The organism is Xanthomarina sp. GH4-25 (genome assembly GCF_045363175.1).
In the GTDB taxonomy this organism is placed as follows: Bacteria; Bacteroidota; Bacteroidia; order Flavobacteriales; family Flavobacteriaceae; genus Xanthomarina.
In genome coordinates this window covers 205,258-231,030 of record NZ_JBJFLO010000005.1, presented here as the reverse complement: position 1 = coordinate 231,030, position 25,773 = coordinate 205,258, and the positions used below count along the sequence as shown (strand labels likewise).

34 protein-coding genes and 1 tRNA gene are annotated in these 25,773 nt (G+C 30.1%); 25 read left to right on the top strand and 10 right to left on the bottom strand.

Translation table 11 applies throughout. The features are described 5' to 3' along the window. Nucleotides 1-21 precede the first annotated feature (21 nt). Nucleotides 22-1,128, bottom strand: a complete 1,107-nt coding sequence (locus tag ACI5KZ_RS09155; RefSeq protein ID WP_406847478.1) for a PQQ-dependent sugar dehydrogenase — start codon at nucleotides 1,126-1,128, stop codon at nucleotides 22-24. Between the two features lie 95 nt (nucleotides 1,129-1,223). On the opposite strand from ACI5KZ_RS09155, the gene ACI5KZ_RS09150 reads away from it, so the two are divergent. Beyond that, nucleotides 1,224-1,298 (top strand) — tRNA-Pro (locus tag ACI5KZ_RS09150). 106 nt (nucleotides 1,299-1,404) lie between these two features. On the opposite strand, the gene ACI5KZ_RS09145 is transcribed toward ACI5KZ_RS09150, so the two are convergent. The 6 genes from ACI5KZ_RS09145 to ACI5KZ_RS09120 form a co-directional block, all read right to left on the bottom strand. Further along, the gene (locus ACI5KZ_RS09145) at nucleotides 1,405-2,508 is read right to left on the bottom strand and encodes a transporter substrate-binding domain-containing protein (protein WP_406847477.1); all 1,104 of its coding nucleotides are present in this window, start codon (nucleotides 2,506-2,508) and stop codon (nucleotides 1,405-1,407) included. A 35-nt stretch (nucleotides 2,509-2,543) separates the two neighbouring features. Beyond that, complete coding sequence (locus ACI5KZ_RS09140) at nucleotides 2,544-3,362, bottom strand: hypothetical protein (protein ID WP_406847476.1); 819 nt, start codon at nucleotides 3,360-3,362, stop codon at nucleotides 2,544-2,546. Nucleotides 3,363-3,535: 173 nt separating this feature from the next. Next, complete coding sequence (locus tag ACI5KZ_RS09135) at nucleotides 3,536-3,997, bottom strand: nuclear transport factor 2 family protein (RefSeq protein WP_406847475.1); 462 nt, start codon at nucleotides 3,995-3,997, stop codon at nucleotides 3,536-3,538. A gap of 5 nt (nucleotides 3,998-4,002) precedes the next feature. Continuing rightward, nucleotides 4,003-4,347, bottom strand: a complete 345-nt coding sequence (locus ACI5KZ_RS09130; protein WP_406847474.1) for a hypothetical protein — start codon at nucleotides 4,345-4,347, stop codon at nucleotides 4,003-4,005. A gap of 26 nt (nucleotides 4,348-4,373) precedes the next feature. After that, the gene (locus ACI5KZ_RS09125; protein ID WP_406847473.1) at nucleotides 4,374-5,129 is read right to left on the bottom strand and encodes an SDR family oxidoreductase; all 756 of its coding nucleotides are present in this window, start codon (nucleotides 5,127-5,129) and stop codon (nucleotides 4,374-4,376) included. Between the two features lie 85 nt (nucleotides 5,130-5,214). Next, nucleotides 5,215-5,772, bottom strand: a complete 558-nt coding sequence (locus ACI5KZ_RS09120; protein WP_406847472.1) for a TetR/AcrR family transcriptional regulator — start codon at nucleotides 5,770-5,772, stop codon at nucleotides 5,215-5,217. Nucleotides 5,773-6,039: 267 nt separating this feature from the next. Between ACI5KZ_RS09120 and ACI5KZ_RS09115 the strand changes: the two genes are divergently transcribed. From ACI5KZ_RS09115 to ACI5KZ_RS09095, 5 genes are all read left to right on the top strand, one after another. Further along, nucleotides 6,040-6,468 carry a peptidylprolyl isomerase gene (locus ACI5KZ_RS09115; protein ID WP_109308951.1) on the top strand — a complete coding sequence of 143 codons (429 nt, stop codon included), beginning with the start codon at nucleotides 6,040-6,042 and terminating at the stop codon, nucleotides 6,466-6,468. Between the two features lie 139 nt (nucleotides 6,469-6,607). Next, entirely contained in the window at nucleotides 6,608-6,937 is a 330-nt protein-coding gene (locus ACI5KZ_RS09110) for a YtxH domain-containing protein (RefSeq protein ID WP_109308950.1), read from the top strand. Between the two features lie 5 nt (nucleotides 6,938-6,942). Next, the gene (locus tag ACI5KZ_RS09105; RefSeq protein WP_406847471.1) at nucleotides 6,943-7,293 is read left to right on the top strand and encodes a hypothetical protein; all 351 of its coding nucleotides are present in this window, start codon (nucleotides 6,943-6,945) and stop codon (nucleotides 7,291-7,293) included. Between the two features lie 14 nt (nucleotides 7,294-7,307). Next, complete coding sequence (locus tag ACI5KZ_RS09100; protein ID WP_109308948.1) at nucleotides 7,308-7,508, top strand: hypothetical protein; 201 nt, start codon at nucleotides 7,308-7,310, stop codon at nucleotides 7,506-7,508. Nucleotides 7,509-7,714: 206 nt separating this feature from the next. Beyond that, nucleotides 7,715-8,617 carry a YihY/virulence factor BrkB family protein gene (locus ACI5KZ_RS09095; protein WP_406847470.1) on the top strand — a complete coding sequence of 301 codons (903 nt, stop codon included), beginning with the start codon at nucleotides 7,715-7,717 and terminating at the stop codon, nucleotides 8,615-8,617. Between the two features lie 63 nt (nucleotides 8,618-8,680). Here ACI5KZ_RS09095 and ACI5KZ_RS09090 read toward each other — a convergent pair whose 3' ends face one another. Further along, nucleotides 8,681-8,866, bottom strand: coding sequence for a CsbD family protein (locus ACI5KZ_RS09090; RefSeq protein WP_109308946.1), 186 nt, complete (start codon nucleotides 8,864-8,866; stop codon nucleotides 8,681-8,683). Between the two features lie 206 nt (nucleotides 8,867-9,072). On the opposite strand from ACI5KZ_RS09090, the gene ACI5KZ_RS09085 reads away from it, so the two are divergent. The 10 genes from ACI5KZ_RS09085 to ACI5KZ_RS09040 all read left to right on the top strand — a co-directional run bounded on the left by ACI5KZ_RS09085 (nucleotide 9,073) and on the right by ACI5KZ_RS09040 (nucleotide 19,652). Continuing rightward, nucleotides 9,073-9,312, top strand: coding sequence for a Rho termination factor N-terminal domain-containing protein (locus ACI5KZ_RS09085; RefSeq protein ID WP_406847469.1), 240 nt, complete (start codon nucleotides 9,073-9,075; stop codon nucleotides 9,310-9,312). 38 nt (nucleotides 9,313-9,350) lie between these two features. Further along, nucleotides 9,351-10,367, top strand: a complete 1,017-nt coding sequence (locus tag ACI5KZ_RS09080; RefSeq protein WP_406847468.1) for an AI-2E family transporter — start codon at nucleotides 9,351-9,353, stop codon at nucleotides 10,365-10,367. 134 nt (nucleotides 10,368-10,501) lie between these two features. Beyond that, entirely contained in the window at nucleotides 10,502-11,107 is a 606-nt protein-coding gene (locus ACI5KZ_RS09075) for a nitroreductase family protein (protein WP_109308943.1), read from the top strand. Between the two features lie 28 nt (nucleotides 11,108-11,135). Further along, on the top strand, nucleotides 11,136-11,786 hold the full coding sequence (locus ACI5KZ_RS09070; RefSeq protein ID WP_406847467.1) for an NADPH-dependent F420 reductase: 651 nt from the start codon (nucleotides 11,136-11,138) through the stop codon (nucleotides 11,784-11,786). A gap of 123 nt (nucleotides 11,787-11,909) precedes the next feature. Beyond that, nucleotides 11,910-13,721 (top strand): SLC13 family permease, encoded by a 1,812-nt coding sequence (locus ACI5KZ_RS09065; RefSeq protein ID WP_406847466.1) that lies wholly within the window; start codon nucleotides 11,910-11,912, stop codon nucleotides 13,719-13,721. 9 nt (nucleotides 13,722-13,730) lie between these two features. Then, nucleotides 13,731-14,630: a mechanosensitive ion channel family protein gene (locus ACI5KZ_RS09060; RefSeq protein WP_109308941.1), complete on the top strand. Its 900-nt coding sequence runs from the start codon at nucleotides 13,731-13,733 to the stop codon at nucleotides 14,628-14,630. Nucleotides 14,631-14,767: 137 nt separating this feature from the next. Beyond that, nucleotides 14,768-15,310, top strand: coding sequence for an AraC family transcriptional regulator (locus ACI5KZ_RS09055; RefSeq protein WP_109308940.1), 543 nt, complete (start codon nucleotides 14,768-14,770; stop codon nucleotides 15,308-15,310). Nucleotides 15,311-15,334: 24 nt separating this feature from the next. After that, nucleotides 15,335-15,781, top strand: coding sequence for a response regulator (locus tag ACI5KZ_RS09050; RefSeq protein WP_406847465.1), 447 nt, complete (start codon nucleotides 15,335-15,337; stop codon nucleotides 15,779-15,781). A gap of 14 nt (nucleotides 15,782-15,795) precedes the next feature. Then, nucleotides 15,796-18,390 (top strand): PAS domain-containing protein, encoded by a 2,595-nt coding sequence (locus tag ACI5KZ_RS09045; RefSeq protein WP_406847464.1) that lies wholly within the window; start codon nucleotides 15,796-15,798, stop codon nucleotides 18,388-18,390. Nucleotides 18,391-18,623: 233 nt separating this feature from the next. Next, the gene (locus ACI5KZ_RS09040; protein WP_406847463.1) at nucleotides 18,624-19,652 is read left to right on the top strand and encodes a helix-turn-helix domain-containing protein; all 1,029 of its coding nucleotides are present in this window, start codon (nucleotides 18,624-18,626) and stop codon (nucleotides 19,650-19,652) included. Nucleotides 19,653-20,013: 361 nt separating this feature from the next. Here the strand turns inward: ACI5KZ_RS09040 and ACI5KZ_RS09035 are convergent, their stop codons facing one another. Then, nucleotides 20,014-21,378 (bottom strand): NAD-dependent succinate-semialdehyde dehydrogenase, encoded by a 1,365-nt coding sequence (locus ACI5KZ_RS09035; protein ID WP_406847462.1) that lies wholly within the window; start codon nucleotides 21,376-21,378, stop codon nucleotides 20,014-20,016. A gap of 194 nt (nucleotides 21,379-21,572) precedes the next feature. On the opposite strand from ACI5KZ_RS09035, the gene ACI5KZ_RS09030 reads away from it, so the two are divergent. From ACI5KZ_RS09030 to ACI5KZ_RS08995, 8 genes are all read left to right on the top strand, one after another. Next, nucleotides 21,573-21,905, top strand: coding sequence for a YtxH domain-containing protein (locus ACI5KZ_RS09030; RefSeq protein WP_109308935.1), 333 nt, complete (start codon nucleotides 21,573-21,575; stop codon nucleotides 21,903-21,905). 3 nt (nucleotides 21,906-21,908) lie between these two features. Next, entirely contained in the window at nucleotides 21,909-22,256 is a 348-nt protein-coding gene (locus tag ACI5KZ_RS09025) for a hypothetical protein (protein WP_406847461.1), read from the top strand. 34 nt (nucleotides 22,257-22,290) lie between these two features. Next, entirely contained in the window at nucleotides 22,291-22,500 is a 210-nt protein-coding gene (locus tag ACI5KZ_RS09020) for a hypothetical protein (protein ID WP_109308933.1), read from the top strand. Between the two features lie 64 nt (nucleotides 22,501-22,564). Then, a complete protein-coding gene (locus tag ACI5KZ_RS09015; RefSeq protein ID WP_406847460.1) occupies nucleotides 22,565-22,999 on the top strand; it encodes a hemerythrin domain-containing protein in 435 nt (144 codons plus the stop codon). 172 nt (nucleotides 23,000-23,171) lie between these two features. Then, a complete protein-coding gene (locus tag ACI5KZ_RS09010) occupies nucleotides 23,172-23,621 on the top strand; it encodes a PA2169 family four-helix-bundle protein (protein WP_109308931.1) in 450 nt (149 codons plus the stop codon). Between the two features lie 201 nt (nucleotides 23,622-23,822). Next, nucleotides 23,823-23,984: a DUF1328 family protein gene (locus ACI5KZ_RS09005; protein WP_109308930.1), complete on the top strand. Its 162-nt coding sequence runs from the start codon at nucleotides 23,823-23,825 to the stop codon at nucleotides 23,982-23,984. Between the two features lie 39 nt (nucleotides 23,985-24,023). Beyond that, complete coding sequence (locus ACI5KZ_RS09000) at nucleotides 24,024-24,182, top strand: hypothetical protein (protein WP_165815806.1); 159 nt, start codon at nucleotides 24,024-24,026, stop codon at nucleotides 24,180-24,182. Nucleotides 24,183-24,296: 114 nt separating this feature from the next. After that, on the top strand, nucleotides 24,297-24,620 hold the full coding sequence (locus tag ACI5KZ_RS08995) for a hypothetical protein (RefSeq protein WP_406847459.1): 324 nt from the start codon (nucleotides 24,297-24,299) through the stop codon (nucleotides 24,618-24,620). 5 nt (nucleotides 24,621-24,625) lie between these two features. Here ACI5KZ_RS08995 and ACI5KZ_RS08990 read toward each other — a convergent pair whose 3' ends face one another. After that, entirely contained in the window at nucleotides 24,626-25,036 is a 411-nt protein-coding gene (locus tag ACI5KZ_RS08990; protein ID WP_109308928.1) for an arsenate reductase family protein, read from the bottom strand. A gap of 96 nt (nucleotides 25,037-25,132) precedes the next feature. Here ACI5KZ_RS08990 and ACI5KZ_RS08985 point away from each other — a divergent pair, with 96 nt between their 5' ends. Next, entirely contained in the window at nucleotides 25,133-25,702 is a 570-nt protein-coding gene (locus ACI5KZ_RS08985) for a hypothetical protein (protein WP_109308927.1), read from the top strand. Nucleotides 25,703-25,773 lie beyond the last annotated feature (71 nt).

Sequence of the window (25,773 nt, the reverse complement as noted above, 5' to 3'; positions counted from 1 at the left end):
AGTTGATAAACTTGGATGTTTTTATTTATTTGGTAAGAGTTTTACAATACCTAAATTTTCAATACCAATATAAATATAGCCGTCAAGACCCTGTTCTATGGAGCGTACTCGACCAAGGTCTTCCAGTAATTTTTCTTCATTCACAACCTTGTTACCTTTTAAGATACATCTACTAACATATTGAAATTTTAAAGAGCCAACTAATAAATTGTCTTTCCAATCAGGATATATATCGCTAGTAATAAATGCCATACCGCTAGGAGCAATAGATGGCGTCCAATGATGAATTGGCGGTTCCATACCTGGAAGTTCAGTGTTTTCTGTGATTTTTGTGCCAATATAATTGACTCCATAAGTTACTTTTGGCCAACCATAATTTTTTCCTGATTTTATAATATTTATTTCATCACCACCTTTTGGACCATGTTCGTGAGACCAAATATCACCAGTCTTAGGATGTATTTTCATGCCTTGAGGGTTTCTATTCCCATAAGCAAAAATAGCTTTTTTTGCATTTGGTGTGTTGTAAAAAGGGTTGTCTTCTGGAATTTGACCATCATCGAATAATCTATAAACTTTACCACAATCTCTTGTAATATCTTGAGGATTGGTATCTCTATCACCTCTTTCTCCAATAGTAAAAAATAAATAGCCTTTGTTGTCAAAAACAATCCTGGAACCAAAATGTTGTCCTGCAGTACTATTAGGTGTAGCCTTGTAGATTAATTCTTTATTAGTAAGTTGGTTATTTGATAATTTGGCTCTCATTATGGCTGTATTACTCCCTTTACCATCTCCATCTGGGGAAGCATATGAAAAGTAAATCCATCCATTGTTTTTATAATTTGGATGTAATGCAATATCCATTAGTCCACCTTGCCCTCGAACTTCTATATTAGGAAGCCCTTGAATTAATGTTTTTTTACCTTCTTTAAAGTGAATAAGTTCTCCTTTTTTTTCGGTAATTAACATGGCATTATCCGGTAAAAAAGTAAAGCCCCAAGGTATATTTAAGTCTGGAACTATTATTTGATAAGCATTTTCAAGAGGACTATCTTTTTTTGATTGTGCACAGGTTAAAACACTTAACAAAAGCAACATAAAATATGATATATAATTTAATTTCATAGAAATTTGTTTAAGGTTTAAATTTAAAAAATAAAAACTTGTTTCTTGTTAAAGAAAAGCCATATATTTGCATCTTGAAATTTAGATAACTATTTCGGGGTGTAGCGTAGCCCGGTTATCGCGCCGCGTTTGGGACGCGGAGGTCGCAGGTTCGAATCCTGCCACCCCGACTTCAATAAAAAGCTCAACAACATGTTGGGCTTTTTTTATTACAAATTTTCTGAATTAAATAAAATATAGAAGAGATCCATTAAATTATAACAAATTAGCTTGAAATTACTCTAATTGACCAAAATAATTAGACTTTAGTTTCCTGATGAAACCGGATTCATGAGCTTTTAAAATTTCTAGAGTAATTTCTTTTTTGTAGTTATTATTAGGTGAAAGCCCAAAACCATATTTATCTGGCTCGAATAAATTTCCAATAACCTCCAACTGTTTGTTTTGATGTGTGAATTTATAATATTGCAATACTGGAGCATCACCTACTATAGCATCTACAGAATTATTCTCAAGCCCATCTACCATGTCGTCAATATTCTTGAAAGAAATATAATTAAAGCCTTTATTTCTAATATAATCTTCGGTTTCACTGCCTTCTATCACTGCAATTTTTTTATCATGAAGGTCTGATAATTGATTGATATCATTTGTCAATGACATGGTTGTCATAACACTTGTTATTGATGAAGTAACATAGGCTACTACCAAAACTCCTACAGCTAACCAAATGGCAGAAAAGATACGTCCTATCCATCCAAATAAATTCTTTCTACTTAATTTACCTGAGGTAAACATGAGCATTACTTGGTAAAAACTTTCTGCTAATCCATCTCGCCAACTAGTTGAAAATTCTTTGTCAAACTTTCTATCGAAGATGGTCATAAGGATGGTTAATATAAGTACAATTATACCAATGGTTAAATACGAACTTAAATGGCCAGCATCTCGAAGACCACTTAAAAGGTCATTGGAATTACTTATACTTTTTTTACTAATCATCACTTTTAATCCTGCATCATACCATGGTTGGGTGAAATCTATCACTTGTGCACGCGCTTTAGATATAGTAAGATTAGTAACAGCTATACTTACCGAGTCCATACTTGTTGCTAAAACCAGATCATGAAAATTATTATAAATTTTATAGTTGGAGCTAAGACTTAATTGTTTAGCTATATTCTCCCACAACTCAATGGACATTCCTGATAATTCTCCATCTGTTTCAATAACAAATGGAGGACTCATATAAACACCAACATTGATTGCTTTAGAAATATTTTTATTTGATAAATCTTGAGCTTGAGTTAGCTGATTTAATAACATAAATGTTAGCGTTATAAAGCTAATTAATCTGAATAGATATCTGGAATGCTTCATAATATATGCTGCTTAATAAAATAACTCGTTAAGAATTACTTCATGTAAATAGGAGTGCGTTTAGCTAAAAAATTCAAAGTAATTTTATAGGCATCTTCTGTTTGCCAAAAAGATTCATGGTCTTTACTGAAAATATTATCACCTTTATCGTTGTAGATGTTCATGGTAATCGTAGTTGTGTAATTTTGGGTTGTAGAGCTGTAGGTGCCAGATGTAGCATTTGTTCCAGAGTCGTCAAAAAGTTTTCCTACAAATGTTTTTGCCGGTTTTTTATCATTGGTTTTTACATTCACATTTGTTGAAGAATAACTTGATTGACCACTAGAGTCAATAGAAACCAAACCTTGAACAACATATTCTACACCTAAAATATCACATATTTCACCCATGGAATAATTTTGCTCATCGTTTGCACCTATTCCAACTTTAGCAAGTAACCTATTTGTAGTAGATACGTCCTGAAATGTTAAACTACCTTTTTTAGCATTAAATACAGCATAAGTTTCTTGTTGAATCTTTTTAGACATAACTTTCGATCCATCACCCTGATTTTTAATAAAAGCAAAAGGTAAAATGGCTACTTTATTATGATGATCCTTTAATTCAGAAGATTCGTTGTAAAACTCAACTCTTCCAGAAGAAAATGTAATTTTAGAAATTTTACTCTTCAAAATGGTGTATTCAATAGTTTCATTTTGATACGTAAATTTGATATCAATATCTTCAATTGCAGTAACTTTTCCTATCATTTCGTTTCCATCGGTTTTTAAAATGATGTCATTTTGAGCTTGCATTAAATTGGTGCTAATAAAGAGCATGCAGGTTACTATTGAAATTTGTAGATTTTTTTTCATAACTTATTTATTAGTAATTGAAGTTAGTTCTTATTATTTAATAATCTCCTGTTTTGTAAAATAGTAGAATAAGGCTTATACGTATTATTATAAACTTAAAAATGCCTATCTTGATTTTAAAAACCTCTGTTAAAATAGTCTATTTTTCTAATTAATTTTAATTTAAAACCCAATTAATAGCGCATTTTCCAACTTAAAATCTTTCCTTTTTCTACTTTGAACAAAAAATCAGCTTTATTAGTATAACCTTTACTGCTGTATAGGCCTGTTACAACAACTTCGTTACTATTTGCCAAATATTGCACGTTCTCAACGTGTCCTTGTCGTTCAATAATATCACTTTCAAGCCAACTAAAAAATGCAGTCCCTGATTTTTCAGCTCCACTACCATAAGCTTGAGACGCATTTTCATGAAACAATGATCGAATTGTTTTTGCATCGTTTTTAGACATTGCAGTTATTAATAATTTAATAACTTTTTCAGGATTGGTTTCAGAGTTTTCAATGTTATTACTCATAGATGTTTGTTTTAATTCTGTTTTATTTTTTGATTCTTGTATTGAAATATTTGCTTTGTTTTGTCCACAAGCAGTAAGTGATAAAAGAAAAATTGAGATACTATATAAAGTTTTCATCATTATTATTTTAATGGATGCTTAAAATAAATGGCTGCTAAATTGAGTAATAGAAAAGGTATTTCAATTGCTACACCTTTTAAGTTCCCATTAAAAAGTTGAAAACAAAGAATCAATAAAATAGTTGCTGCCATTAAAAAGTTTCCCCAAACAAATGTTTTTGGTATGGCTATTAAAACGGTACTCAATAAAGTAATCAACCCTAAAATCAAGACTCCTGTTTTTCCAAAACCAAATTTACCTAACATGTCCAACATTTCTAGTTTACCTGAAACCATTGCAAATCCTTGTTTCCCACCCATAAAAAGTATGATTAAGAATAATACGGTACTAATTATTTTTGATATCATATTGTTATTTTTAAATTGATGGTTGATTATCTTGTGGTATAACCACCATTAGCAAAGATGGTTTGACCTGTAATCCACCAGCCATCAGTTACTAAAAACTTAACTAATGGAACAATGTCTTCAATCTGTGTTAATCCTCCAAGTGCAGATGCTGATTTGTGATACTCTACAGCCTCTTTGGATTCTTGACCATAAAAAAATGGGGTATCCATAGGGCCAGGCCCAACTGCAGTTACAGAAATCCCACGAGTTCCAAATTCTTTTGATGCCATTCGTGTAAAGTGTTCTACGGGTGCTTTTGCTCCTGCATAGGTAGAATATAAACCAGTATAAGCTGCTAATAATGATGTAACTATGGTGCAAATCTTGCCGTTGTTATTTAGTTTTTGACCTGCTTCTTTTATAAAAAAATATGCTATTTTTGAATTGATATCAAACATCTGATCGTAATCTTTTTCAGTTGTTTCCATGAAAGGCTTTTTAAGTACCATACCAGCTGTATTAATTGCTATGTCGATTCCTCCATACCTTGAGATGGTTTCATCAAACAGTTTGGTGATGTTTTCTATTTTAGTTAAATCTGCTTGATAGATAAAGCCATCGCCACCAGATGCTCTTACAGCATCTAAAGTCTTTTGGCTTTCAGCTTTTGATTTACCACTATTATAATGTATTGCTATTTTAGCTCCATCTGTTGCGAATGTTTTACTAATTAAACCACCAAGATTTTTACCACCACCTGCAATTAATACGACTTTGTCTTTTAAATTAATTTTACTCATTTTACATCTTTTTTATTTGTTATGAAACAAAGCTAAAGGCTGATGACTGAATATTCATTCAGTAAATGTTAAAAAAAACATAATATTACTGTTTAACTGCATCCCAAGCCATTTGCAATAAGACTTGTTTATATTTTTGATCAATTGTAATATTGAGCTCATATGCTGCTTTTATCCAATAAGCAATAGCGCTAAAGACAAAGAATGTCATGTGTTCTGCCTTAATATCTTTAAAGAGGTTTTCTTTCAGTCCTTTTTTATAGAGTTCATCAAAGTGATAAAATTGTGCCATTGCTTTCTTTTGCGTATCAATTTTAATAATCGGTGAAAAAGCATATTGGCTAATGAAATTGAATTTAAGTGGGTTTGTAGTAAAGTAATCAATCATACGACCATAGTAGTCCATAAAAGTTTCTTTAATATCAGGGTTATGCCCATTGTTTACGAAAACTAGCTCGGCCTCTTCTACTTTAATTTTTATATAGATGCCATTAATGATGTCTTCCTTGTCTTTAAAGTATCTGTACACAGTACCCATACCAACGTTTGCTCTTTCAGCAATTTTTGACATTGGTGTGCGTTCAAGACCTTTTTCTATAATTAATTGCAAAGCTGCATTTAATATTTGTTCTGTTTTATTCATTATAAATTATTAAATAATAACAAAAGTACGATATATAAAAACACACACTAATTGCATGTAGGTTGTAGTAAATTAAAATTACATTATATGTTTTTTTATAAAAATCGTTTATTCGTTAGAAATATGATTAGCATAAACAGTTTACTATTATAGGTATACAAATGTATTTATAAAAGTTAATATTATTATAAGGCACTAGAGTTTTATGGTATTTCGATGAATAATTAATAGTTTTGCACAGATTTATTAAACAAGAAAAAATATAATATGAGTCAAGTAAAAGAAAATGATACTGTAAAAGTTCATTACACAGGAAAATTAAGCAATGGTCAAATTTTTGATAGTTCTTTAGAAAGAGAGCCGTTAGAAGTGACTCTTGGTCAAGGCATGTTAATTCCTGGTTTTGAGAATGCTGTTATAGACATGAAAGTAAATGATAAAAAAACAGTTGTCATTGCTAAAGAAGAAGCTTATGGAGATATTCAAAAAGAATTATTTCATGAAGTTAAAAAAGAGCAGTTACCACAAGATATGGCTCCTGAAGTTGGAATGGGCTTAGCATCTAAAAACCCTGATGGTTCAGAAAATCAATTTAGAGTTGTTGCTGTAAACGACGATCATATTGTAGTTGATGGAAACCACCCTTTAGCTGGTCAAGACCTTACTTTTGATCTTGAATTAATCGAAATAAAATAATATTTTAAGATAAGTAACAAAAGCCTGAGTGAATTCTCAGGCTTTTTTTGTTAAAATATTTATAATCTATATAAATAAGTCAGATTTATGTGGTACTTTAAAGTAAGTCAATTTATTAACTTTAAAAAATAAAAATATCATGGGAAAAGAAAGTAGTACCTTATTAGGAATATTAGCAGGAACAGCTATTGGAGCAACATTAGGAATCTTATTTGCTCCAGATAAAGGGTCTAATACCAGACAACGAATTGCAGATGAAGCTGCAGCAGCAAGAGATAAAATGTCTGAAGAAGCACATCATTTAAGAGATAAAGTTGCTGACACTGTGTCTTCAAAAAAAGAAAGTCTTGATGAAAAAATAGAGCATATTATGAGTGATGCAAGTCATAAAACAGAAGATGTTATCACAACCTTAGAAAAAAAATTAAGCGACCTAAAAGCTAAAAATAAAAAATATCAAAAATCTTAAACTAAATGAATATTTTTGAATCGTTAAACGACACATCTAGCAAAATGGTAGATGCAGGAGAGGTGTATGTTAAAAAAACTGAGGAATACTATAAATTAAAGGTGTTTCAACAAATTAGTGTTTCTATTAGCTTTGTTACTAGAGGATTAATAATAGGCAGTGTGTTATTTTTAGCATTATTCTTTCTAACATTTTCATTGGCATTGGCAATAGGAGAGTGGCTAGATAATCTAGCATTAGGTTATTTAATAGTTGCTGCTTTTTTCTTATTAGTAACTGTTATTCTTTATTATAATAGACAGGTTATAAACAAAAAAATTATTCGAACACTTTCTACTAAATTTTTTGATTCCTAGACTTTAAAACACACATGAAACAATATCAATCTTTTGAAGATATAGAAACAGATTTAAAACGTTTAAGTTTGGAGCGAAACATTGCTCTAGAAGAAATGAAACTTTTAAAAAGCGAATTTCAAGACGATTTAAAACCTGCAAATTGGATACAATCTGCAATTAAAACTGCTGGGAAATATGGTTTGTTTTTATTAGCCAAGCGCTTTTTTAAATGAAACGCAAGCATCAAGAAGTAATAAAATCTAGAAAATTGTATTTAACTTATTATTTTAAATATTTAGTTAATTCACACTTCATTTCTATAAAATCCTAAAAATTTTCCGAGAGGGAATGGCTTTTTTTAAACACTTTTATTTGTATTGAGTTAAGTAAAACTCGATTTAAGTTAATCTGAAGTTTTATAAAGGTATAGTTTTATAAAATGAATCAAGTGAATTCAAATAAATTTAAAATGAAGGATTTGCCTTCACTTATAGTTGAAACTTATAAAGCTTGGGACGCTAATAACCCGTTTAGATTAAGTGCAGTTGTAGCTTATTATGCTGTTCTTTCAATGCCAGGCTTATTGGTTATTATTATCAATCTAGTTGGTTCTGTTTGGGGAGTGGATATTGTTCAAGGAAGACTAACAAGCGAAATTTCAAGTGCTTTGGGTAGAGATGCTGCAGATGCTATACAGGCTATGATGATAGAGACCCAAAATGAAGACAAAAGTACTTTAGCAACCGTTCTTGGTATTGCTACTTTAATATTCGGTGCAACTGGTGTCTTTTATCATTTACAACTTTCGCTTAATCAAATCTGGCAGGTGAGTTCAGAAAGTAGTATGACTTTTATAAGAATGCTCTGGAGTCGAGCTAGAAGCTTTGCTTTTATTCTAGCTATGGGGTTTTTGTTATTAATAAGCTTTTTAATGACTACAGCTATTTCAGTTCTTAATGATTATATTAGAAGCCTCCTTCCAGATTTAATAGTTTATATTGCTTTTGTAATGGACTTCTTGGTCTCTACTGGAATAATTACAGTTTTGTTTGCCATGATTTTTAAATTTCTTCCAGATGCAAAAATTAGATGGAAAACCGTTTGGATTGGTGCTTTAATTACTTCAATATTGTTTGTTTTAGGGAAATTTTTAATGGGCCTTTATTTTGGGGAGGCTAATCCAGGATCCACTTATGGCGCTGCTGGAACCATTGTGTTAATTTTAATATGGGTATCATATTCTTGTTTAATTTTGTTTTTTGGAGCAGAGTTTACATGGGTATATGCCAAACGCTATGGGTTAGGAATTCAACCAAAATCATTAAATAAAAATAATAAATAAAAACACCTCTATTTATTAATAGAAGTGTTTTAAATTATTGGTGATTGCTATAGAAATTAGCATTTACCAATTTTCAATTTCATTTTTCAGGTCTTCTTTTTTCTTTCCTGTTTTTTCTTGAAGTTTACCTAGCATTTCGTCAAACTTCCCTTCAGCATAAGTTAAATCGTTATCGGTAAGTTTGCCATATTTTTGTTTAAAATCACCTTTAACTTGTTTCCATTTGCCTTCTAATTGATCTTTGTTCATGATTATATTTTTTTAAATTCATAATATTTTAACTATTACAATTTATGGTGTTTTCAACTTTCTCTTTAACTCAATAAAATAATTTATTGAACTTAAAAATTTCTTTTTATTGAGAGTAATATTTTTTTTGATAGTGTTAAATACACTAAGATTTTCAAGTGATATTTGTCTAATAATATATAACTAAACCTAATAAAAAGAACAAAATGGACATTCCAAGTATAGAAAACGAAGCACAATATAAAGCTCTAAGAGATAAAGGATATAGCAAAGAAAAAGCTGCAAGAATAGCCAACACTCCAAATGCTAGTAAAAAAGGTGGAGAAGCTAAACCTTATGAAGAATGGACGAGAAGCGATTTGTATCAACAAGCAAAAAAGGCCGATATCAATGGTCGTTCTAAAATGGACAAAACAGAACTAATTTTTGCATTGAGAAACAATTAATAATTTTAGTTTAAATTCACAGTTCCTATTCAATATCTATGATTAAATCTAGTATAATACGTCAAATCTTTTTACTTCTATTAATACTTTTAATAGGAGTTTTAATTTTTTGGGAAATGATCCCTTATTTTTCTGGAGTTTTAGGCGCCATTACTTTTTATGTCTTGCTTAAAAACTTCATGTCTAAAATGGTTAAAAGGGGTTGGAATACAAGCTTAGCAGCAGTGTTTTTAATGTTCCTATCTTTTGTTTCTATTTTAATTCCAATAGCTGGAGCTATATTAATGTTGGGTAATAAAATAGGGAAAGCAGCTAACAATTCAGAAAAAGTCATACAAGTTGTTAAAACACAATTAGGAGAATTAGAAAGTCGTTTTGGTTTTGATCTAACGTCTCAAATAGATGCCTCAGCTATTTCAAGTTGGTTGTCTAAACATTTACAAGATGTTGCAGGTGGCACATTTAATACTGCCATTGGCATAGCTATCATGTATTTTTTATTGTTTTATATGTTAACGAATAGAAAACAGCTTAAAGAATCTTTAATGGAGTATATTCCTATTAGTAGAGATAATTTAAAAATATTAGGAAAAGAAACAAGACAAATGGTTCGAGCTAATGCCATAGGGATACCTTTGGTTGCAGTTGCTCAGGGAATTGTTGCCCTAATTGGTTTTTTAATTTTTGGAATAGAAAGTCCTTTTTTTTGGGCTATAATTGTAACTATTGGATCTATGATTCCATTTGTTGGAAATCTTTTGGGAACCATTCCGGTTTTTATTTTAACGATCTCTAATGGAAATGATTTTCAAGCTTGGGGTATATTATTATATGGAATTATAGTGGTTGGCTCTACAGATAACATTATACGTTTATTTGTCCTTCGAAAATTGGATAATGTCCATCCATTAATCACGCTAATTGGAGTTATTGTGGGAATTCCGTTATTCGGATTTATTGGATTAATTTTCGGTCCATTATTGGTTAGTTTGTCTTTAATAATTGTTAGGATTTACAAAAACGAATATGCGCCTAGTAAATTAGACACACATTAAACACTTAGGTCTTTCCTGTTTTTCAATATTATTAAAGTTTATTTAATAGTTGATTAGCATCAATATTTTTTTGCTTACCGTTAAATATTTACTCAATAAATAAATAATTTGCTATAGAATCTAAAGAAAAGAATATGATGAATGCAGCAGAGCAAATAAGATTAGAAAATATAGCAGAGGCAGAATATGAAATATTTGCATTATTAAAACAAAGATATAGTCCAAGAACTTTTAAAAAAGAACCACTTAAAGAGAGGCATTTAAAACAGCTTTTTGAAGCTGTACGTTGGTCTGCAAGCTCAAACAATCTACAACCTTGGCGTTTTATATATGCTGAGAAGGGCTCTCAAGCTTTCAATAAAATATATAATTGTTTAAGTGATTTTAATAAATCATGGACAGAAAACGCACCCGTTTTATTGCTTACGGCTTATAAAGAAAAGACAGATGAAGGAAAGGAAAATTTTCATGCTTTACACGATCTAGGTTTATGTTTAGGTTCTATGACAGTTCAAGCACAATATTTAGGAATTGCTTTGCATCATATGGCAGGAGTAAACTGGAAGAAAGCTGAAAAGGAATTTAACATCCCAGAAGGGTTTCATGTCTCTACAGCCATTGCAATTGGTTATTATGGAGGTGATTTGGATGATTTGCCAGAAGATTTACAAAAACAAGAAACAGCAAAGCGAAAAAGAATTTCGCAAGAAGAATTTGTATATAAAAACGAATGGAATTGAAATTAAGAATTATTTTAAAAATAAAATAATGAAAATAGGAATTATAGGAAGTGGACATATTGGAGGAAATTTAGGCAAGCATTGGGCTAAAGCAGGTCATGAAGTGTTATTTAGTTCTAGACACCCAAAAGAGCTTATTAGTTTAGCTCATGATGCTGGAGAAAACGCAAAAGCCGTTAGTGTTACAGATGCTTTTAATGCTCATGCTGATGCTTATCTTTTGGCTATCCCATTTGAAGCAATCGATCAAATTTCAGAATTATACGCTGGAGAATATGATAATAAAATAATTATCGACGCTACAAATCCTTATCCTAAACGCGATGGAGACATGGCACAAAAAGTTAGAGATGCTAATTATAATGCAACAGAATATACAGCAATGAAATTTAGTACTGCTAACACCATAAAAGCGTTTAATACTATTATAGCCGAGGATTTGCGTGATAAGGCTTTTAGAGATTACGAGAAACTATCCATTCCTTATGCAGCTCAAGATGAAGAAGGCAAAGCTATTGGTAAAAAGCTTATTGAAGACATTGGATTTGATGCCTTTTATATTGGCAGCTTAAGTGATTCTAGTATTATGGATCCAAATCAGGAAATTTATGGTAGATCCATGGAAATAGGAAAACTTAAAGAGTTGGTAAATAGAACTAGAGGTTTTTTAAGAGGTTGATTTTTAAGGTACTCAATAAAAACATTCATAAACTTCATGTTAATTTATTAATTTTAATAAAAGAAGACATGCTTAAAAAAACACACACTAATAAATTAATAGATGAGTTTGGAAATCATTTTAATGTTTTTAGTACTACTTACTACAGTAGTGCTTTTTGTATTTGAGATTTTCCCAATGGATAAAATCGCTTTTTTCATCATTGTGTTACTAATTTTATTAGGGTTGGTAACACCAGAAGAGGGTATAAGTGGGTTTTCAAACACAGCTACTATTGCAGTTCTTGCACTTATGATATTGGCTATTGCCATGGAAGAAAATGGTGTTATAAATTGGTTAACTTCAGGGATGAGTAAGGTGAAATCAATGCCAGTATTTGTAATGGCACCAATTTTTATGTTTGTTGCTGCTGGTATCTCAGCATTTATTAGTACTACTGCTGTAGTAATAGTTTTTATAAAAATGGTTAACCAGCTTTCCGAAAAATATAATATTTCTCAATCAAAACTGCTTTTACCAATTTCTTTCGCAGGTATTCTAGGAGGCTCTTGTACATTAATGGGCACATCAACAAACTTAATTGTCAATTCTGTATCCACAAACCTTGGAGCTGAAAAATTAAGTTTTTTCGAATTTTCAATATTGGGTCTTATTTTTCTAAGTATTTCTATAGTTTATTTAACGTTTACGCTACGTTGGTTGCCTTGGGGAGATAAACAAAATCTTAACAAAGACTATAAAATAGACAATTATATTACAAGTGTTTGTGTGACCCCAAATTCAAAATTGGTTGGAAGAAGAATTAATAAAAGTTTTTTACATAATAATCCGGATGTCACTCTTTTAAGGCTTACAAGAAATAATCATGCTCATAATTCTCCAGGAAAATACATTAGTTTAAAAGTTGGTGATGAATTACTCTTAATGTGCGATCTTGAAAATTTAGAACGTATAAGCAAGTCCGAGAACATGAATATTGTTCAGGAAAATAAAAATGTCATTGAAGAAAATACATCAAAGAACGTTAAAGCTGAGACCGAAGCTAAAGAGGTTGAAAAAGACGAGCATGTATTTATTGAATTACTCATGTTACCTGGAGCTTCTTTATTAGGTAAAACTTTAGGGAACTTAAGAAGGTTTATGATACAAGATGCGATTCCTATTGCTATCAAAAAAAGAAAAACACTTGTAAATTTAAACGAAAGAATGATCCATAGTAGTACAGATAAGCTTGAACTGAAAGCTGGAGATAGACTCTTAGTGGAGATTTCTAAAGAAAAACTATTTGCTTTAGATACTATGGAGAATGTGGTTGTCTTGCAACAGTTAGACAAGACCCATTCAATCTCCAAGAATAAAAGGTATTTTACTTTTTTTGTATTACTACTAGTGATAGCCATGGCAGCATCAGGGTTGTTATCCATAATGGTTAGTGCATTGACAGGAATTTGTTTGTTATTAGTCACTAACAATTTAAATTTAAATACTATTTATAAAAAAGTAAACTGGCAAATTTTCTTTTTGTTAGCTGGTATGATTCCTTTAGGAGTTGCGATGCACAATACGGGAACAGATATGTGGATTTCGGAAAAATTACTTGGCTTTCTACATCACCAACCTAATTATATTATCATAGGAACTTTATTTATTGTTACTATGGTATTGAGTGGTGTTGTAAGTAATAATGCGACAGCTATTATTATGACTCCAATAGCCATATCCGTGGCACAAGGCATGGGTTTAGATTTTAAACCTTTTATACTAGCAGTAATGTTTGCTGCTAATTTTAGTTTTTTTACTCCAGTAGGTTATCAAACAAACGCATTAGTTTACGGTATAGGTAATTATCGTTTTAGACATTTCTTGTTTATTGGTGGAGGTCTTAGTTTAATCCTGTGGATAGTTGCTACTTTTTTATTAACCAAAATGTTATAAACTATTAATATGAATAATAATTTTTCAATAGAAGACGCGATAAGTAAATTATGGGACAAATTGGATGGCTGGTTAGAAGCCATCATCTTGAAGTTGCCAAACTTAGTGATGGCTGTTTTAATCATGATCCTGTTTTATTTTATAGCAAGAGGAGTAAAAAAAATCTTTAGACAATATCTTCTAAAAAGTATTAGTCAACAATCCATTCAAGATATTATTTCAAAAATAATATTCTTAATTGTTATATTAATTGGTTTTTTTATTGCCCTTGGTGTATTAGAACTAAACAAGGTCTTAACAAGTATTCTTGCAGGAGCAGGTGTTGTAGGTCTAGCCATTGGTTTAGCACTACAAGGTACATTAAGTAATACGTTTGGTGGCTTGATATTATCGTTTATGCCAAAGATTAAGATTAACGATTATATAGAAACAGATAGTGTTAAAGGGTTTGTGTCTGAAATTAGTTTGCGTAGCATAGTACTAAGAAGGCCAGACAATAATTACGTTATAATTCCTAATTCTAAATTTGTTGATAATGCCTTCACTAACTACTCTTTAAGTTCAAGAAGTAGGATTTCAGTATCATGTGGTGTAGGTTATGAAAGTAATTTACAAGAGGTTGAAGATTTAGTTACACGTGTAATTTCCGAAAATTTCAAACAAAATAATGGTGAAGAAGTAGAGTTTTTTTTCACAGAATTTGGCGATAGTTCTATTAATTTTATAACCCGTTTTTGGATTGATATGGTAAAAAGCAAAGAAAAATATGCCGAAACACATAAAGCTATAAAGTTAATTAAAAGTAGTTTTGATGAGAATGGTATTAATATTCCTTTTCCAATTCGTACTCTGGATTTTAGTAAAAACAACATGCAAATTGAAAACAATAGTGGCGAGCAAAATCAATAAAGATTGAATGTTTTTGTTTCATATAACCTGACAAAGCCTTTGAATGTGATAAGGCTGTTAATTATTTTCAAACAATTTTATTTATATGAAATAATTGATATATCTTTAAAATTCTAATGTAGAAGGATCTATTATCAATGACACTATTTGTAAAATACGATTTCGATTTGGTATGTAAGACACTTTTAAAAGAGCAGCTTGATGCCTTAGACATATCTTATACTTTAAACAGTTTAGGAGAATTAATTATAAAGGGAGTTTTGTCTCAAGAAAAACAAGAGACTTTAACAACATCTTTGAAAAAATATGGCATTGAAATTTTATCAAAACAAAAAGTTACTTTAATAGATAGAATAAAAAATGCTGTTGATGATTATTTAAAAAACAAAGAGTTCCGTTCTATAAAATTATCAACATATCTTTCAGATACACTACATTATTCTTATGCACATTTGTCTACTATTTTTTCAGAAAACACGTACACCTCTATAGAGAATTACATGATTCTAAAAAAAGTTGATTTGGCAAAAGATTTAATTTGTAATACCAATTTAACACTTACCGAAATAGCTTTCCGTTTAGATTATAGTAGTGTGGCACATTTATCTGGACAGTTTAAAAAAACCACTGGACTTACACCAAGTGCATTCCAGAGAATTATGAATAAGAAAAAACTCTAAAACTAACTAAAAACACCTGCCTTCATGAGCGATATCATATTAAATATAGCATTAGCAGACGATGATGAAGATGATAGAATGCTATTTAGCGAAGCTATTGAAGAAATAGACATTCGTACAAAATTGTCGCTTTTTAATCACGGTCAAGAATTAATGGATTATTTAACGTTACCAAATATTGTACTTCCAAGCTTGATTTTTTTAGACCTTAATATGCCTATAAAAAATGGGCAACAATGTTTGGTGGAAATTCGAAATAATCCAAAACTGAAAGATTTATGTATAGCCATTTATTCTACGTCTTCTTCAGAAAACGATATAGAAGAAACTTTTTTAAATGGGGCAAACATATATGTAAATAAGCCCAATAACTTTAGTAAATTGCGAGAAGTGGTGGAGAAAGTTCTACAACTCAATTGGCAATACCATACGTCCAATTTAAATAAAGAAACCTTCCTCTTCCGTATTTAAGATGATATAATATTATGGATTTTAAACGTGTATATACTTCTTCTAAAGCGTATATTGTTTTATTGATTGTTGCTTTGGTTTTGCTTGTAACAACAGCAAGCATGACTTATTTGCAGATAATAAATATGCAAAAATCTTCAGAATCAATTAAACATACGCTTCAAGTTTATAATGGTATTAGTAATTTAACAACTCATTATTCTCAAGCAGAATCCGAGGAGTTTAGAAATAAATTATTAAAAACTGGAGGAGCTAGTCAAGATTTTATAGCCTACAGACAAGAAGGACTAGCTATAATTGATAGTTTAAAAGTGCTTACTCAAGACAACCCTTTGCAAATAGACCGTTTAAATTCTTTAAGTGTTTTATTGGAAAGATTATATAAACAGCTTCAATTGTTAGAAGCAGTAAATTTTAAAAACACTCAAGAAGCTCAATCTTACACACAATCACAGAAAATGAAAGTAAGTGGTACTTTGTATCATATTCGTAGCATTAAGAGTGATATGCTTGTTACTGCCCAACAATTAATGCATGAAAGAAAAAGCAAATACGATTCTTATAAGTCTTTAGCCCCTTTAACATTATTAGCATTGACTTTTGTAGCGTTACTAGTCTTTATTCTTTCATTTATTCGTATTTATAAAAATAAACTCCGTTTTCGTGAGTCTGAAGCTTTCTTGAAAAATATTCTAGCGACAACTGATAATGTGGTTAATTACTACGAGCCAATTTTCGATGCAGATAATAAGATAATAGATTTTAAAATTATTTATGCAAACGACTGTAACCGAGATTATTTTGGATTAGAACCTGATGAGATGATGGGGAAGACAGTGCTTGAGATTTTTCCATTCTTAAAAGGAAGTGAAGCTTTTAGCAAGTTTAAAATAAGTTATAACAGTCAAGAAAAAGTAAGCTTTGATATTGAAGTGAATATGAATGATTCTCATATGTGGTTTCAAAGTTTTGTTACGCCATTATCAGACGGAATCTTAATTACAGCTCGAAACTCTACAGCTGAAGAAGAAACCAAACAGGTTCAACTAGCATTTAAAAAGAGATTAGAAAATCAGAACCTTAAACTGTTAGATAATCGTGCTTTTTTAAGCAATATTTTTAAAAGTATATCGCATGTTGTTATGAATTTTAAATGTATTCGAGATGCTGAAGGAAAAATTATAGATTTTAAAATTTTATTTGTAAACGATAGAATCAACCCTATTACTGGAGACATACCAGAAGAGTTAAAAAACAAAAAACTATCTCAAGTTTTTACTAATATTTTTGAAAATGGTGTTTTCAATCATCTTGTAAATGCAGTTGAACTAAATAAACCTGAAGAGTATGAGGTGTCTCATGAAAAGAATGGGCAAATTTTTTGGTTTCATGCTACAGCTATAAAATTTGGAGATGGCGTAACTGTTACAACTAGAGATATCACCGAAGAAAAAGAAAGAGCAAACCAACTATTAAAAGTAAATGAACAACTTATTATTAGAAATTCTATTTTAAGCGATGCCGAAAGTATTGCAAAAATTGGAAGTTTCCTATGGTATGTAGATTCAGATGTTTCAGATTTTTCAGAGAATTTATTTCATTTATTGGGCTATCAAACCAACGAATTCAAATCTTCGTTTAAAACCTTTAAAAAGTTTATTCATCCTGAAGACTTAAATATGGTTGAAAAAAAATATGCACAAGCACTTAAAAGCTTAAAGCCTAACGAATACACTTATCGCGTTATTACAAAACAGGGAGATGTAAAATATTTTAAAACCAACGGACAATTTATAAATAAAGAGAATAAAACAGTGATGATTGGAGTTGTGCAAGATGTCACACATAGTATTGTTGCCGAAGAAAATTTACGTAAAAGCAATTTAGAACTGTTGCAGAGTAATGCTGAATTAGAGTCTTTTAATCGTGTTGCTAGTCATGATCTTCAGGAACCACTTCGTAAAATACAGTTATTTATTTCTAGGATAGAAGACATGGAATCTGGTAGGTTCTCTAATAAAGGAAAAACCTATTTTGAAAAAGTTAAGACAGGAGGAAGACGTATGCAGTCTTTAATTCAAAACCTATTAGCTTACTCTAGAATAGATAGCTCTAAAACAGATTTTGAAAATATAGATTTAAATCATGTATTAGAAAAAGTTACGGAAGATTTAAATACAAATATTAAGGATACTAATGCTCAAATTAATACTGATAAGCTTCCTGAAATAAAAGGAATCTTTTTTCAAATGGAACAATTATTTTCCAATCTTATTTCTAATGCATTAAAATATAAAAACACTGTTGAGATTCCTGTTATCCAAATTAAATATGAAAAAGTATTAGCAACTAATATTCCAAAGTTGTTTGTTACTATTGGAAAAGAGTATCATAAAATCTCTATTATAGATAATGGTATTGGTTTCGATGAGGTTTATGCAGAAAAAATATTTGAAGTCTTTCAACGTTTGCATCAAAAAAGCGAATATTCTGGAACTGGAATTGGTTTAGCAATTTGTAAAAAAATTGTTGAAAACCATAGTGGATATATGCATGCTAAAGGAAAACTAGGAGAAGGAGCTCAGTTCATAATTTACTTACCTGTTTAATGGTATTATTAGACTCTTTTTGTTTTTCTTACATAAATTAATAATAACTGCTTTTGATGCTTTTTGCTTCAAAAAGCTCATTTTTACTTCGTTTTTAAGCTTTTTTAACACCTTTTTAACCAAAAACCTATAGTTGTATAACACAATGCGAAAATTGTGTAATAGAAAAACATGATTCTGTAACGACATTTGTAATGACTACAAAAAAGATCGTTTAACTAAATCAAAATTCTATGAAAACTACATATATTGAATCAAATGTTATTAAAGCCATGTTAGAACAGTTACAGACAAATTTTGGTGGAACATTAACTAAAGAGCTGAAAGAGTATACATTAAAAATCAATAACGACATAGGCAAAGGAATTATAAAAGGAATGTCTCTTAAAGGAGGGATTACTTATTTAGAATTTGATATGGTTTTCTATCACGATCTAGTTTTGGCAATCAATACACCAAACGGAAAACCTATCTTTTTCACATATTGTTCTAAGGGAACATTAACACATAGTTTTGGTTCGGAAGGAGAAAAACGTAAACTGGAAAGCTATCAGACCGGAATTTTAACGAGTCATAAAAACGAAGAGAATGTGTTGTATTTTAATAAAAATGAACAATTAAAATCAACCTTAATTACCGTTCAGAATACTAAAAAGGATAATAATCCTGGAACAGATAGTTTAAAAGATAAGCTACAAGAAACTTTTTTTAATGAAAAGGCTGACGAAAATTATATTTATATAGGATCTCATAATTTAAAAATTGCTGAAAAAATTAAACAACTTAACGCCATTTCTCAAAAAGGGATTGTAAGAAGTCTTTTAATTCAAGGATTGGTACATGTTATTTTAGCATTAGAAATACAACAACATAAAGACGATTTAAATAATAGTCATATTCAAAAAGGCTCTTTAACTCTAAGAGACATGAATACTATTAAAGAAGTAAGTCAATTCATTAATGAGAATTCTGAATCTCAAATAACCATTTCTCAACTTTATAGTCAGTTTGGTCTTTCACCTTCAAAACTACAAGAAGGATTTAAATTAATGCATGGACATACAGTAACTGAATATATTAGAGAAGTTCGTATAAAAAAAGCAGAATCGCTTATTAAAAATACAGACATGAATATTTCGGAAGTAGTTTATACCATTGGTTTGACTAGTAGAAGTTATTTTTCTAAAATATTTAAAGAAAAGTATAACTGTAGTCCGAAAGATTACAAATTTGCACAACGTACTATAGCCATTTCAGCATAATTTTAAATAGAATCATCACCTGATTAAAAGTTATAGAATACAAATACATTAAAAAAGACCCAACATTTGTTGGGTCTTTTTATTTAAAGATTTTAAAGCAGGAAATTTAAACTAAACATTCATGTTCCAGTAAGTTAACTTTTTAAATTTGGTAACTGTGGAACATGAATGTTTATAATAGTTTTACATAACTAACCATTAAAACCATTTAAAATGCAGACCTGAAGCTATTACTGCTATAACTAATATAATTAAAGTTATAATAATAAATTTTGCACCAAATCTCGTCTTTTTATCGTTTTGGAGTAAGTAATCTTCTCTATTTGAATCTTTGTCTTTAATAATTGGCATAATTTTAATTTTAAAGGTTAATATATATTGTTTTTTTATTTACAAATTCAAGCATGCCTTCTTTTGAAAGTTCTCTTCCAAAACCAGAAGCTTTGGTGCCTCCAAAAGGCAATCTAGGATCAGATTTTACTAATTCATTAACAAAAAAAGCACCATCTTCAATTCTCAATATTTGTTCTCTAGCTTCTTGAATGTTTTTGGTAAAAACCATGGTGCCTAAACCAAACTTAGAATTACAGGCAGTTTTATAAGCTTCTTCGGTATTTTTTACTTTTACAATAGCAGCAACAGGACCAAATGTTTCTTCATCAAATACAGGCATTCCTGGAGTAACATTTGTTAAAATAGTTGGTTCAAAAAATGCTTTGTTTTTTTTATTTCCTATTAAAACCTTAGCACCTTTTTTAATGGCATTATCTATTTGTTTTTTTAAAGTATCTGCTAAGTCTTTTCTAGCTAAAACACTAATTTCAGTAGAGTTTTGCATTGGATCTCCAATTTTTAAAGCCTCTACATTATTTTTAAATTTTTCTACAAACTCCTCGTAAATAGTTTCTACAACTATAAACCGTTTGGCAGCAATACAGCTTTGTCCTGTATTTTGCATCCTGGCATTTACCATAGTTTCTAAATGTGTATCCAAATCGGCATCAGCTAAAACAAGACACGCATTATTTCCACCAAGTTCTAAGACTGTTTTTTTGAGATGTTTTCCAGCAATTTCGGCAATATGTCTTCCTGCTTTTTCACTTCCAGTAAGAGATACTGCTTTAATTCTTGGGTCTTCTATAATTTGGTCTATTTGATTGTGGTTTGCAATGAGTGTTTGAAAACAACCTTTTGGAAACCCACTATCCTCAAATAAATCCTGAAGTGCCAATGCACAACCCGTAACATTACTGGCGTGTTTTAATAACACGGTGTTGCCAGCTGTAATGGTTGGAATAGCAAATCGAAGAACTTGCCAAAATGGATAATTCCAAGGCATAACTCCTAAAATACAACCTAAAGGATCGTAACTTATAAAGCTTTCTTCAGCATCTGTTTCAATAAGTTCGTCTGCTAGAAATTGATCGGCATTTTTAGCGTAAAAATCCGACAGAAACACACATTTTTCAATTTCGGCTAAACTTTGAGAAATAGGCTTGCCCATTTCTTGAGTTATTAATTCACCATATGTCTGTTTGTTTTTAATTAAGTTTTTAGAAAGGTTTTTTAATAGCTTTTCGCGTTCTGAGATTTCTACATGTTTCCATGTATTAAATGTTTTTTCTGAAAGAGCTACACATGTCTCTATTGTAGTTTTAGAAAATAGTTTGTAGCTATTAATTTCTTTTCCATTATATGGATTCTGTGAAATAATTTTAGAAGACATGTTGTTTTCTTTTTTTTGAATTTATTAAATGTACCTTTTTAAGTCTTTAACACTTAACCTATTCCATAAAACAATTAACTCTTTTAAGTATTTTGGTTTAAGGCAATATTTTAATTTTTAGCGTTAAGGGATGTAGGTATTTTTTCTGAAATTTGATATATAACAAAAAAGTTTAATTAAAAATATATTAGATCATGACAAATAATGGAAGTACAGGATTAGGAGTTTTAGTAGGAGCAGCAGCTGGTGCTGTTTTAGGAATTTTATTCGCTCCAGACAAAGGAAGTGTAACAAGACAACGTATTGCAGATCAGGCCGAATTGCAAAGAGATAGATTAACATCTTCTGCTGCCGATTTAAGAGATAAGATTGCCGACACCGTAAGTGCTGAGAAAAACACTTTAGAAGCCAAAGTAGAATCTATTGCCTCAGATGCAAGTTATAAAGCTGAAGATGTAATTACAACTCTGGAAGCCAAGCTAAAAGATTTGAAAGCTAAAAATAAAAAATTTCAAAAAGCATCATAAATTATGAGTGTTTTTGAATCTTTAGGAGAGACAACAGATAAAGCAACAGATATTGGTGAGACATATATTAAGGCATCTCACCAATATCTTAAGTTAAAAGTATTTCAGCAATTAACCTTGTCAGTTAGTATGATAATGAAATTGTTTGCAATAAGTGTATTTGTTTTTACTGGATTTGTTTTTTGTGCTGTTGCAGCTGCCATAGCTATAGGAGAAGTTTTAAATAACATGCTCTTAGGGTGTTTAATTGTAGGTGCAATTTTTATTCTTATAGGATTATTTATTTATATAGGAAGAGCAATTATTAATAAGATAGTAATACAAAAAATAGGTCTCAAATTCTTCTCCTAAAACAATAATTCATATAAATTAAAAGATAGTGTTTATGAAACCAACGTATACCAATTTTGAACAAATTGAAACAGATTTAAAACAATTTGATTTAGAGCGTAAAGTTGCTTGGGAAGAAATGAAATTATTAAAAACGGATTTCAAAGAAAGTTTCAAACCTTTTAATTGGGTAGAGCCAATTATTAAAGGAGCAAGTAAATATGGTGTGTTTATGTTGCTAAGAAAATTTTTTACAAAGCGTTGATACTGCTATTAAGACATGATAAACACACATACATTTATTAAACTATCTAAAAAAAAACAATACAATGAATATTTTTGAAGCTATAAGAGAAGATCATGATATACAACGTGATTTATTAAAAAAACTTATTGAAACCTCTGGAGACACAAATAAAAGGGATGCGCTTTTTAAAGCTATAAAAACACAGCTTCATGTGCATGCAGATGCCGAAGAGCGTCATTTTTATAAACCTTTAATTAGTAGCGACATGATGCAAGAACATGCTAGACATGGTATAGCAGAACATCATGAAATAGACGAGCTTATAGAACAATTGGAAGAAACCGATTACGATTCTTCTGCCTGGTTAAAAATTGCCAAAGACTTAAAACATAAAGTAGAGCATCATTTGGAAGACGAAGAACATGCGTTTTTTCAAATGGCAGGAAAAGTATTTAATGAAACTCAAAAAAAGTCATTGGCTACAGATTATAAAAAACATATGAAATCAAACTTATAGTTTCTTGTCTAAAATAGACCCATCAAATTCATTGGGTTAATTTTTATTTTTTTCAGATTAATCTACCTCTTAGTCTCTTCGTAATTTTATTATATCAAAAAAAATAATTGATAGGATGTCAAACAGCAAGCATCTATTAAAAAAATTGCTCAAAACATAAATACATATTATTATGAACTCATACACAGAAGAAGTTGGAAACAAGTTAAACGCCTTGTTAGAGAAAAATTATGATGCTGAAAAAGGCTATAAAAAAGCAGCAGAAAACACAAAGAACTCCGCTTTAAAAAATTATTTTAATCGTAAAGCTGCAGAACGATACGACTTTGGACATCAATTAAAGTCTGAAATTAGAAATTTTGGCGAAAACCCAAAAGAAAGTGGCAGTGCAACAGGAACAGCTCATAGAACCTGGATGGATGTAAAAGCACTTTTTTCAACAGATAATGAAGAATCCATGTTGGAAGAAGCTATTAGAGGTGAAAAAGCTTCTGTTGAAGAATATAATGAAGTTCTTAAAGAAGCAAGTTTACCAACATCAACAAGAGATCTTGTGTTAAATCAAAAAAACACCATATCTCAAGAGCTAAACACAATTAAGCGTTTGGAGGATATACAATAATATCATCAGCTTACATAGTTAAATCAAGGGGTCTTTTTTAAAGACCCTTTTTATTGTTTTACTACCAATCAACTTCAACAAACTTATTTGAGTTAAAGGATGATTCGATAGAGCAAACTCTAACAAAAATATATAACGATCTTTATATTATAGAGAACTGATAGTCAGTTAGCTTATAATTAACCTTAAAAAACAAACATTATGTTACGTTGGACAATCACCTTTATTATAATTGCTTTAATCGCCGGAATTTTAGGTTTTGGTGGAATTGCTGGAGCAGCAGCAGGAATTGCTAAAATACTATTCTTTGTATTTATAGTATTATTCATCATCTCATTATTTATGGGAAAGAAAAAAATTTAAAAACCGAGTTTAAACACTAACACTTAAAAACGTCATATCATGAAAAAACTATTTTATATATTTCTATTTTCATTCACAATGTCCTTGGTCTTACCAAGTTGTAGAGAGCAAAAAAACAACGATATTGAAGATGTTGCAGACGATGTAGGAGATGCTGTTGATGACGCTGCAGATGAAGTAGAAGATGTATTTGACTAATAATTAGAATCAAGTACTTATTAGTTAGTAAAGATTAGTTAGTTGGTTGGTAGTTAAAGGCAGGTAAGCATTCTTAAAAGCTCGTCTGCCTTTTTTAAATTAATACAATATATTATGAAACACGATAGAAACGAATTAGATCTTATTACAAAATACCAAAACAAAGGTTATACAAGTAATTTTAAATGTGAAGAAGGTTCTTTAATAGAACTTGACACCAAAAACATGTATTCACCTAAACAAATTATTATTGAAAGGGAACACAGGTTTGAAGGGATGAGTAACCCATCGGACATGTCAATTTTATATGTTATTAAAACACACGATGGTGTAAAAGGGATGGTAACTGCTAATTATGGTGTAAATAGCGATACAGAATTGGATGAATTTTTTAAAAACATTCCAAAAGAAAACGATCGATCTAATGAAAATATTTAATGTATTTAGCTTTTAGAGCGAGCATCCTTAGAAATGTCTTCGTTTTCTAAGTATTTAGAAACTTCAGATGGCGTTTCAATAAGATGGTAATTTTCACCATTAATTAATATTGGGCAACGTAAAGTTTCAGGATGTTTTTGTAGTACTTTTATCCAGTCTTCTTTATCTAAGGTGATACCAGAATCGTAATAATCTCTAAAATTTGGATGTTCTTGATTGATTAACTTAGAAAGTATGGTGTGTAAATTTTCTGAAATTTCTAACCATTGTGTTCCAGTTACTTTAGTTTTAGAAATATCTACAGCCAAAATCTTTTTATTTGTCGCTTGTAAATAACTATAAGCTTGTTTGCCTAATTGGTTTTCTGAGTGGTAATAAAGAATGATTTTTCTTTTATCTATTGCAATTGTTCCCATAATTTGTTTTTTAATAAATAAATCTACCTTTTTAAAAAGTGTCCTACTAACTGTAAAAATTATATTATTAATTCATATAAAATTACTTGTTTAACAATGACAGAATTTTTAAAACAAAACAAAAGAGCCATTTATGGAGCATTGATTACGTTTGTGCTAATTAGTATGAGTGTTTTTTTATTAGGTAATATATCTGGATACGAAGCCAGACAGTTGTTAAGTTCCTCTTTAATGGGGATTAACATGCTGTGTAATACCATAATTCTAGCTTCAGCAACCATTTTAGCATTGCTTTTAACTTTATTAGGAATTAGCTCTGGAACCAAATCTAAACTAAAAGACAGTCATTATTTAGAGGTTTTAAGCATTGCCAAAATAGATACTTTTTTATTTGTAGTGACACTTGTTTTATTTCAGGTCTTTAATATTCCTATAACCGAATCAGATAATGTGCCAAACTTATGGTTTAAAGCTATTTATTGGTTCACATTAATCATGTCATCAATGTTAAGTGGATTAATGGTTTTAGTAATACTCATGCTTTATAATACAGTTCGAAATATTATTTTGATTGTAGGTTTAAAACAAGATCACCCGTTGCTTTATAACGATCAAGAGGAGGCAAAAGAGAATCAAAAGGATTTAGAAAATGAAAATGATTCTTAATTTTATTTGAGATAAAAAAATAGCATCAAAGAAACTAATATGATAATAATAACTTTTAATAAGTTTCATGT

Excerpts from the sequence above, each read along its gene's own strand:
- ACI5KZ_RS09065 (WP_406847466.1), top strand. The coding sequence starts at position 11,910 with ATGTTTTTAGTACTACTTACTACAGTAGTGCTTTTTGTATTTGAGATT.
- ACI5KZ_RS09125 (WP_406847473.1), bottom strand. The coding sequence starts at position 5,129 with ATGAGTAAAATTAATTTAAAAGACAAAGTCGTATTAATTGCAGGTGGT.
- ACI5KZ_RS09020 (WP_109308933.1), top strand. The coding sequence starts at position 22,291 with ATGAAACCAACGTATACCAATTTTGAACAAATTGAAACAGATTTAAAA.
- ACI5KZ_RS09100 (WP_109308948.1), top strand. The coding sequence starts at position 7,308 with ATGAAACAATATCAATCTTTTGAAGATATAGAAACAGATTTAAAACGT.
- ACI5KZ_RS09015 (WP_406847460.1), top strand. The coding sequence starts at position 22,565 with ATGAATATTTTTGAAGCTATAAGAGAAGATCATGATATACAACGTGAT.
- ACI5KZ_RS09105 (WP_406847471.1), top strand. The coding sequence starts at position 6,943 with ATGAATATTTTTGAATCGTTAAACGACACATCTAGCAAAATGGTAGAT.
- ACI5KZ_RS09115 (WP_109308951.1), top strand. The coding sequence starts at position 6,040 with ATGAGTCAAGTAAAAGAAAATGATACTGTAAAAGTTCATTACACAGGA.
- ACI5KZ_RS09155 (WP_406847478.1), bottom strand. The coding sequence starts at position 1,128 with ATGAAATTAAATTATATATCATATTTTATGTTGCTTTTGTTAAGTGTT.
- ACI5KZ_RS09055 (WP_109308940.1), top strand. The coding sequence starts at position 14,768 with ATGACACTATTTGTAAAATACGATTTCGATTTGGTATGTAAGACACTT.
- ACI5KZ_RS09080 (WP_406847468.1), top strand. The coding sequence starts at position 9,351 with ATGATTAAATCTAGTATAATACGTCAAATCTTTTTACTTCTATTAATA.
- ACI5KZ_RS09025 (WP_406847461.1), top strand. The coding sequence starts at position 21,909 with ATGAGTGTTTTTGAATCTTTAGGAGAGACAACAGATAAAGCAACAGAT.
- ACI5KZ_RS09145 (WP_406847477.1), bottom strand. The coding sequence starts at position 2,508 with ATGAAGCATTCCAGATATCTATTCAGATTAATTAGCTTTATAACGCTA.
- ACI5KZ_RS09135 (WP_406847475.1), bottom strand. The coding sequence starts at position 3,997 with ATGAAAACTTTATATAGTATCTCAATTTTTCTTTTATCACTTACTGCT.
- ACI5KZ_RS09075 (WP_109308943.1), top strand. The coding sequence starts at position 10,502 with ATGATGAATGCAGCAGAGCAAATAAGATTAGAAAATATAGCAGAGGCA.
- ACI5KZ_RS09005 (WP_109308930.1), top strand. The coding sequence starts at position 23,823 with ATGTTACGTTGGACAATCACCTTTATTATAATTGCTTTAATCGCCGGA.
- ACI5KZ_RS09000 (WP_165815806.1), top strand. The coding sequence starts at position 24,024 with ATGAAAAAACTATTTTATATATTTCTATTTTCATTCACAATGTCCTTG.
- ACI5KZ_RS09060 (WP_109308941.1), top strand. The coding sequence starts at position 13,731 with ATGAATAATAATTTTTCAATAGAAGACGCGATAAGTAAATTATGGGAC.
- ACI5KZ_RS09110 (WP_109308950.1), top strand. The coding sequence starts at position 6,608 with ATGGGAAAAGAAAGTAGTACCTTATTAGGAATATTAGCAGGAACAGCT.
- ACI5KZ_RS09095 (WP_406847470.1), top strand. The coding sequence starts at position 7,715 with ATGAATCAAGTGAATTCAAATAAATTTAAAATGAAGGATTTGCCTTCA.
- ACI5KZ_RS09070 (WP_406847467.1), top strand. The coding sequence starts at position 11,136 with ATGAAAATAGGAATTATAGGAAGTGGACATATTGGAGGAAATTTAGGC.
- ACI5KZ_RS09035 (WP_406847462.1), bottom strand. The coding sequence starts at position 21,378 with ATGTCTTCTAAAATTATTTCACAGAATCCATATAATGGAAAAGAAATT.
- ACI5KZ_RS09130 (WP_406847474.1), bottom strand. The coding sequence starts at position 4,347 with ATGATATCAAAAATAATTAGTACCGTATTATTCTTAATCATACTTTTT.
- ACI5KZ_RS09085 (WP_406847469.1), top strand. The coding sequence starts at position 9,073 with ATGGACATTCCAAGTATAGAAAACGAAGCACAATATAAAGCTCTAAGA.
- ACI5KZ_RS09120 (WP_406847472.1), bottom strand. The coding sequence starts at position 5,772 with ATGAATAAAACAGAACAAATATTAAATGCAGCTTTGCAATTAATTATA.
- ACI5KZ_RS08985 (WP_109308927.1), top strand. The coding sequence starts at position 25,133 with ATGACAGAATTTTTAAAACAAAACAAAAGAGCCATTTATGGAGCATTG.
- ACI5KZ_RS09040 (WP_406847463.1), top strand. The coding sequence starts at position 18,624 with ATGAAAACTACATATATTGAATCAAATGTTATTAAAGCCATGTTAGAA.
- ACI5KZ_RS08990 (WP_109308928.1), bottom strand. The coding sequence starts at position 25,036 with ATGGGAACAATTGCAATAGATAAAAGAAAAATCATTCTTTATTACCAC.
- ACI5KZ_RS09030 (WP_109308935.1), top strand. The coding sequence starts at position 21,573 with ATGACAAATAATGGAAGTACAGGATTAGGAGTTTTAGTAGGAGCAGCA.
- ACI5KZ_RS09090 (WP_109308946.1), bottom strand. The coding sequence starts at position 8,866 with ATGAACAAAGATCAATTAGAAGGCAAATGGAAACAAGTTAAAGGTGAT.
- ACI5KZ_RS08995 (WP_406847459.1), top strand. The coding sequence starts at position 24,297 with ATGAAACACGATAGAAACGAATTAGATCTTATTACAAAATACCAAAAC.
- ACI5KZ_RS09050 (WP_406847465.1), top strand. The coding sequence starts at position 15,335 with ATGAGCGATATCATATTAAATATAGCATTAGCAGACGATGATGAAGAT.
- ACI5KZ_RS09010 (WP_109308931.1), top strand. The coding sequence starts at position 23,172 with ATGAACTCATACACAGAAGAAGTTGGAAACAAGTTAAACGCCTTGTTA.
- ACI5KZ_RS09140 (WP_406847476.1), bottom strand. The coding sequence starts at position 3,362 with ATGAAAAAAAATCTACAAATTTCAATAGTAACCTGCATGCTCTTTATT.
- ACI5KZ_RS09045 (WP_406847464.1), top strand. The coding sequence starts at position 15,796 with ATGGATTTTAAACGTGTATATACTTCTTCTAAAGCGTATATTGTTTTA.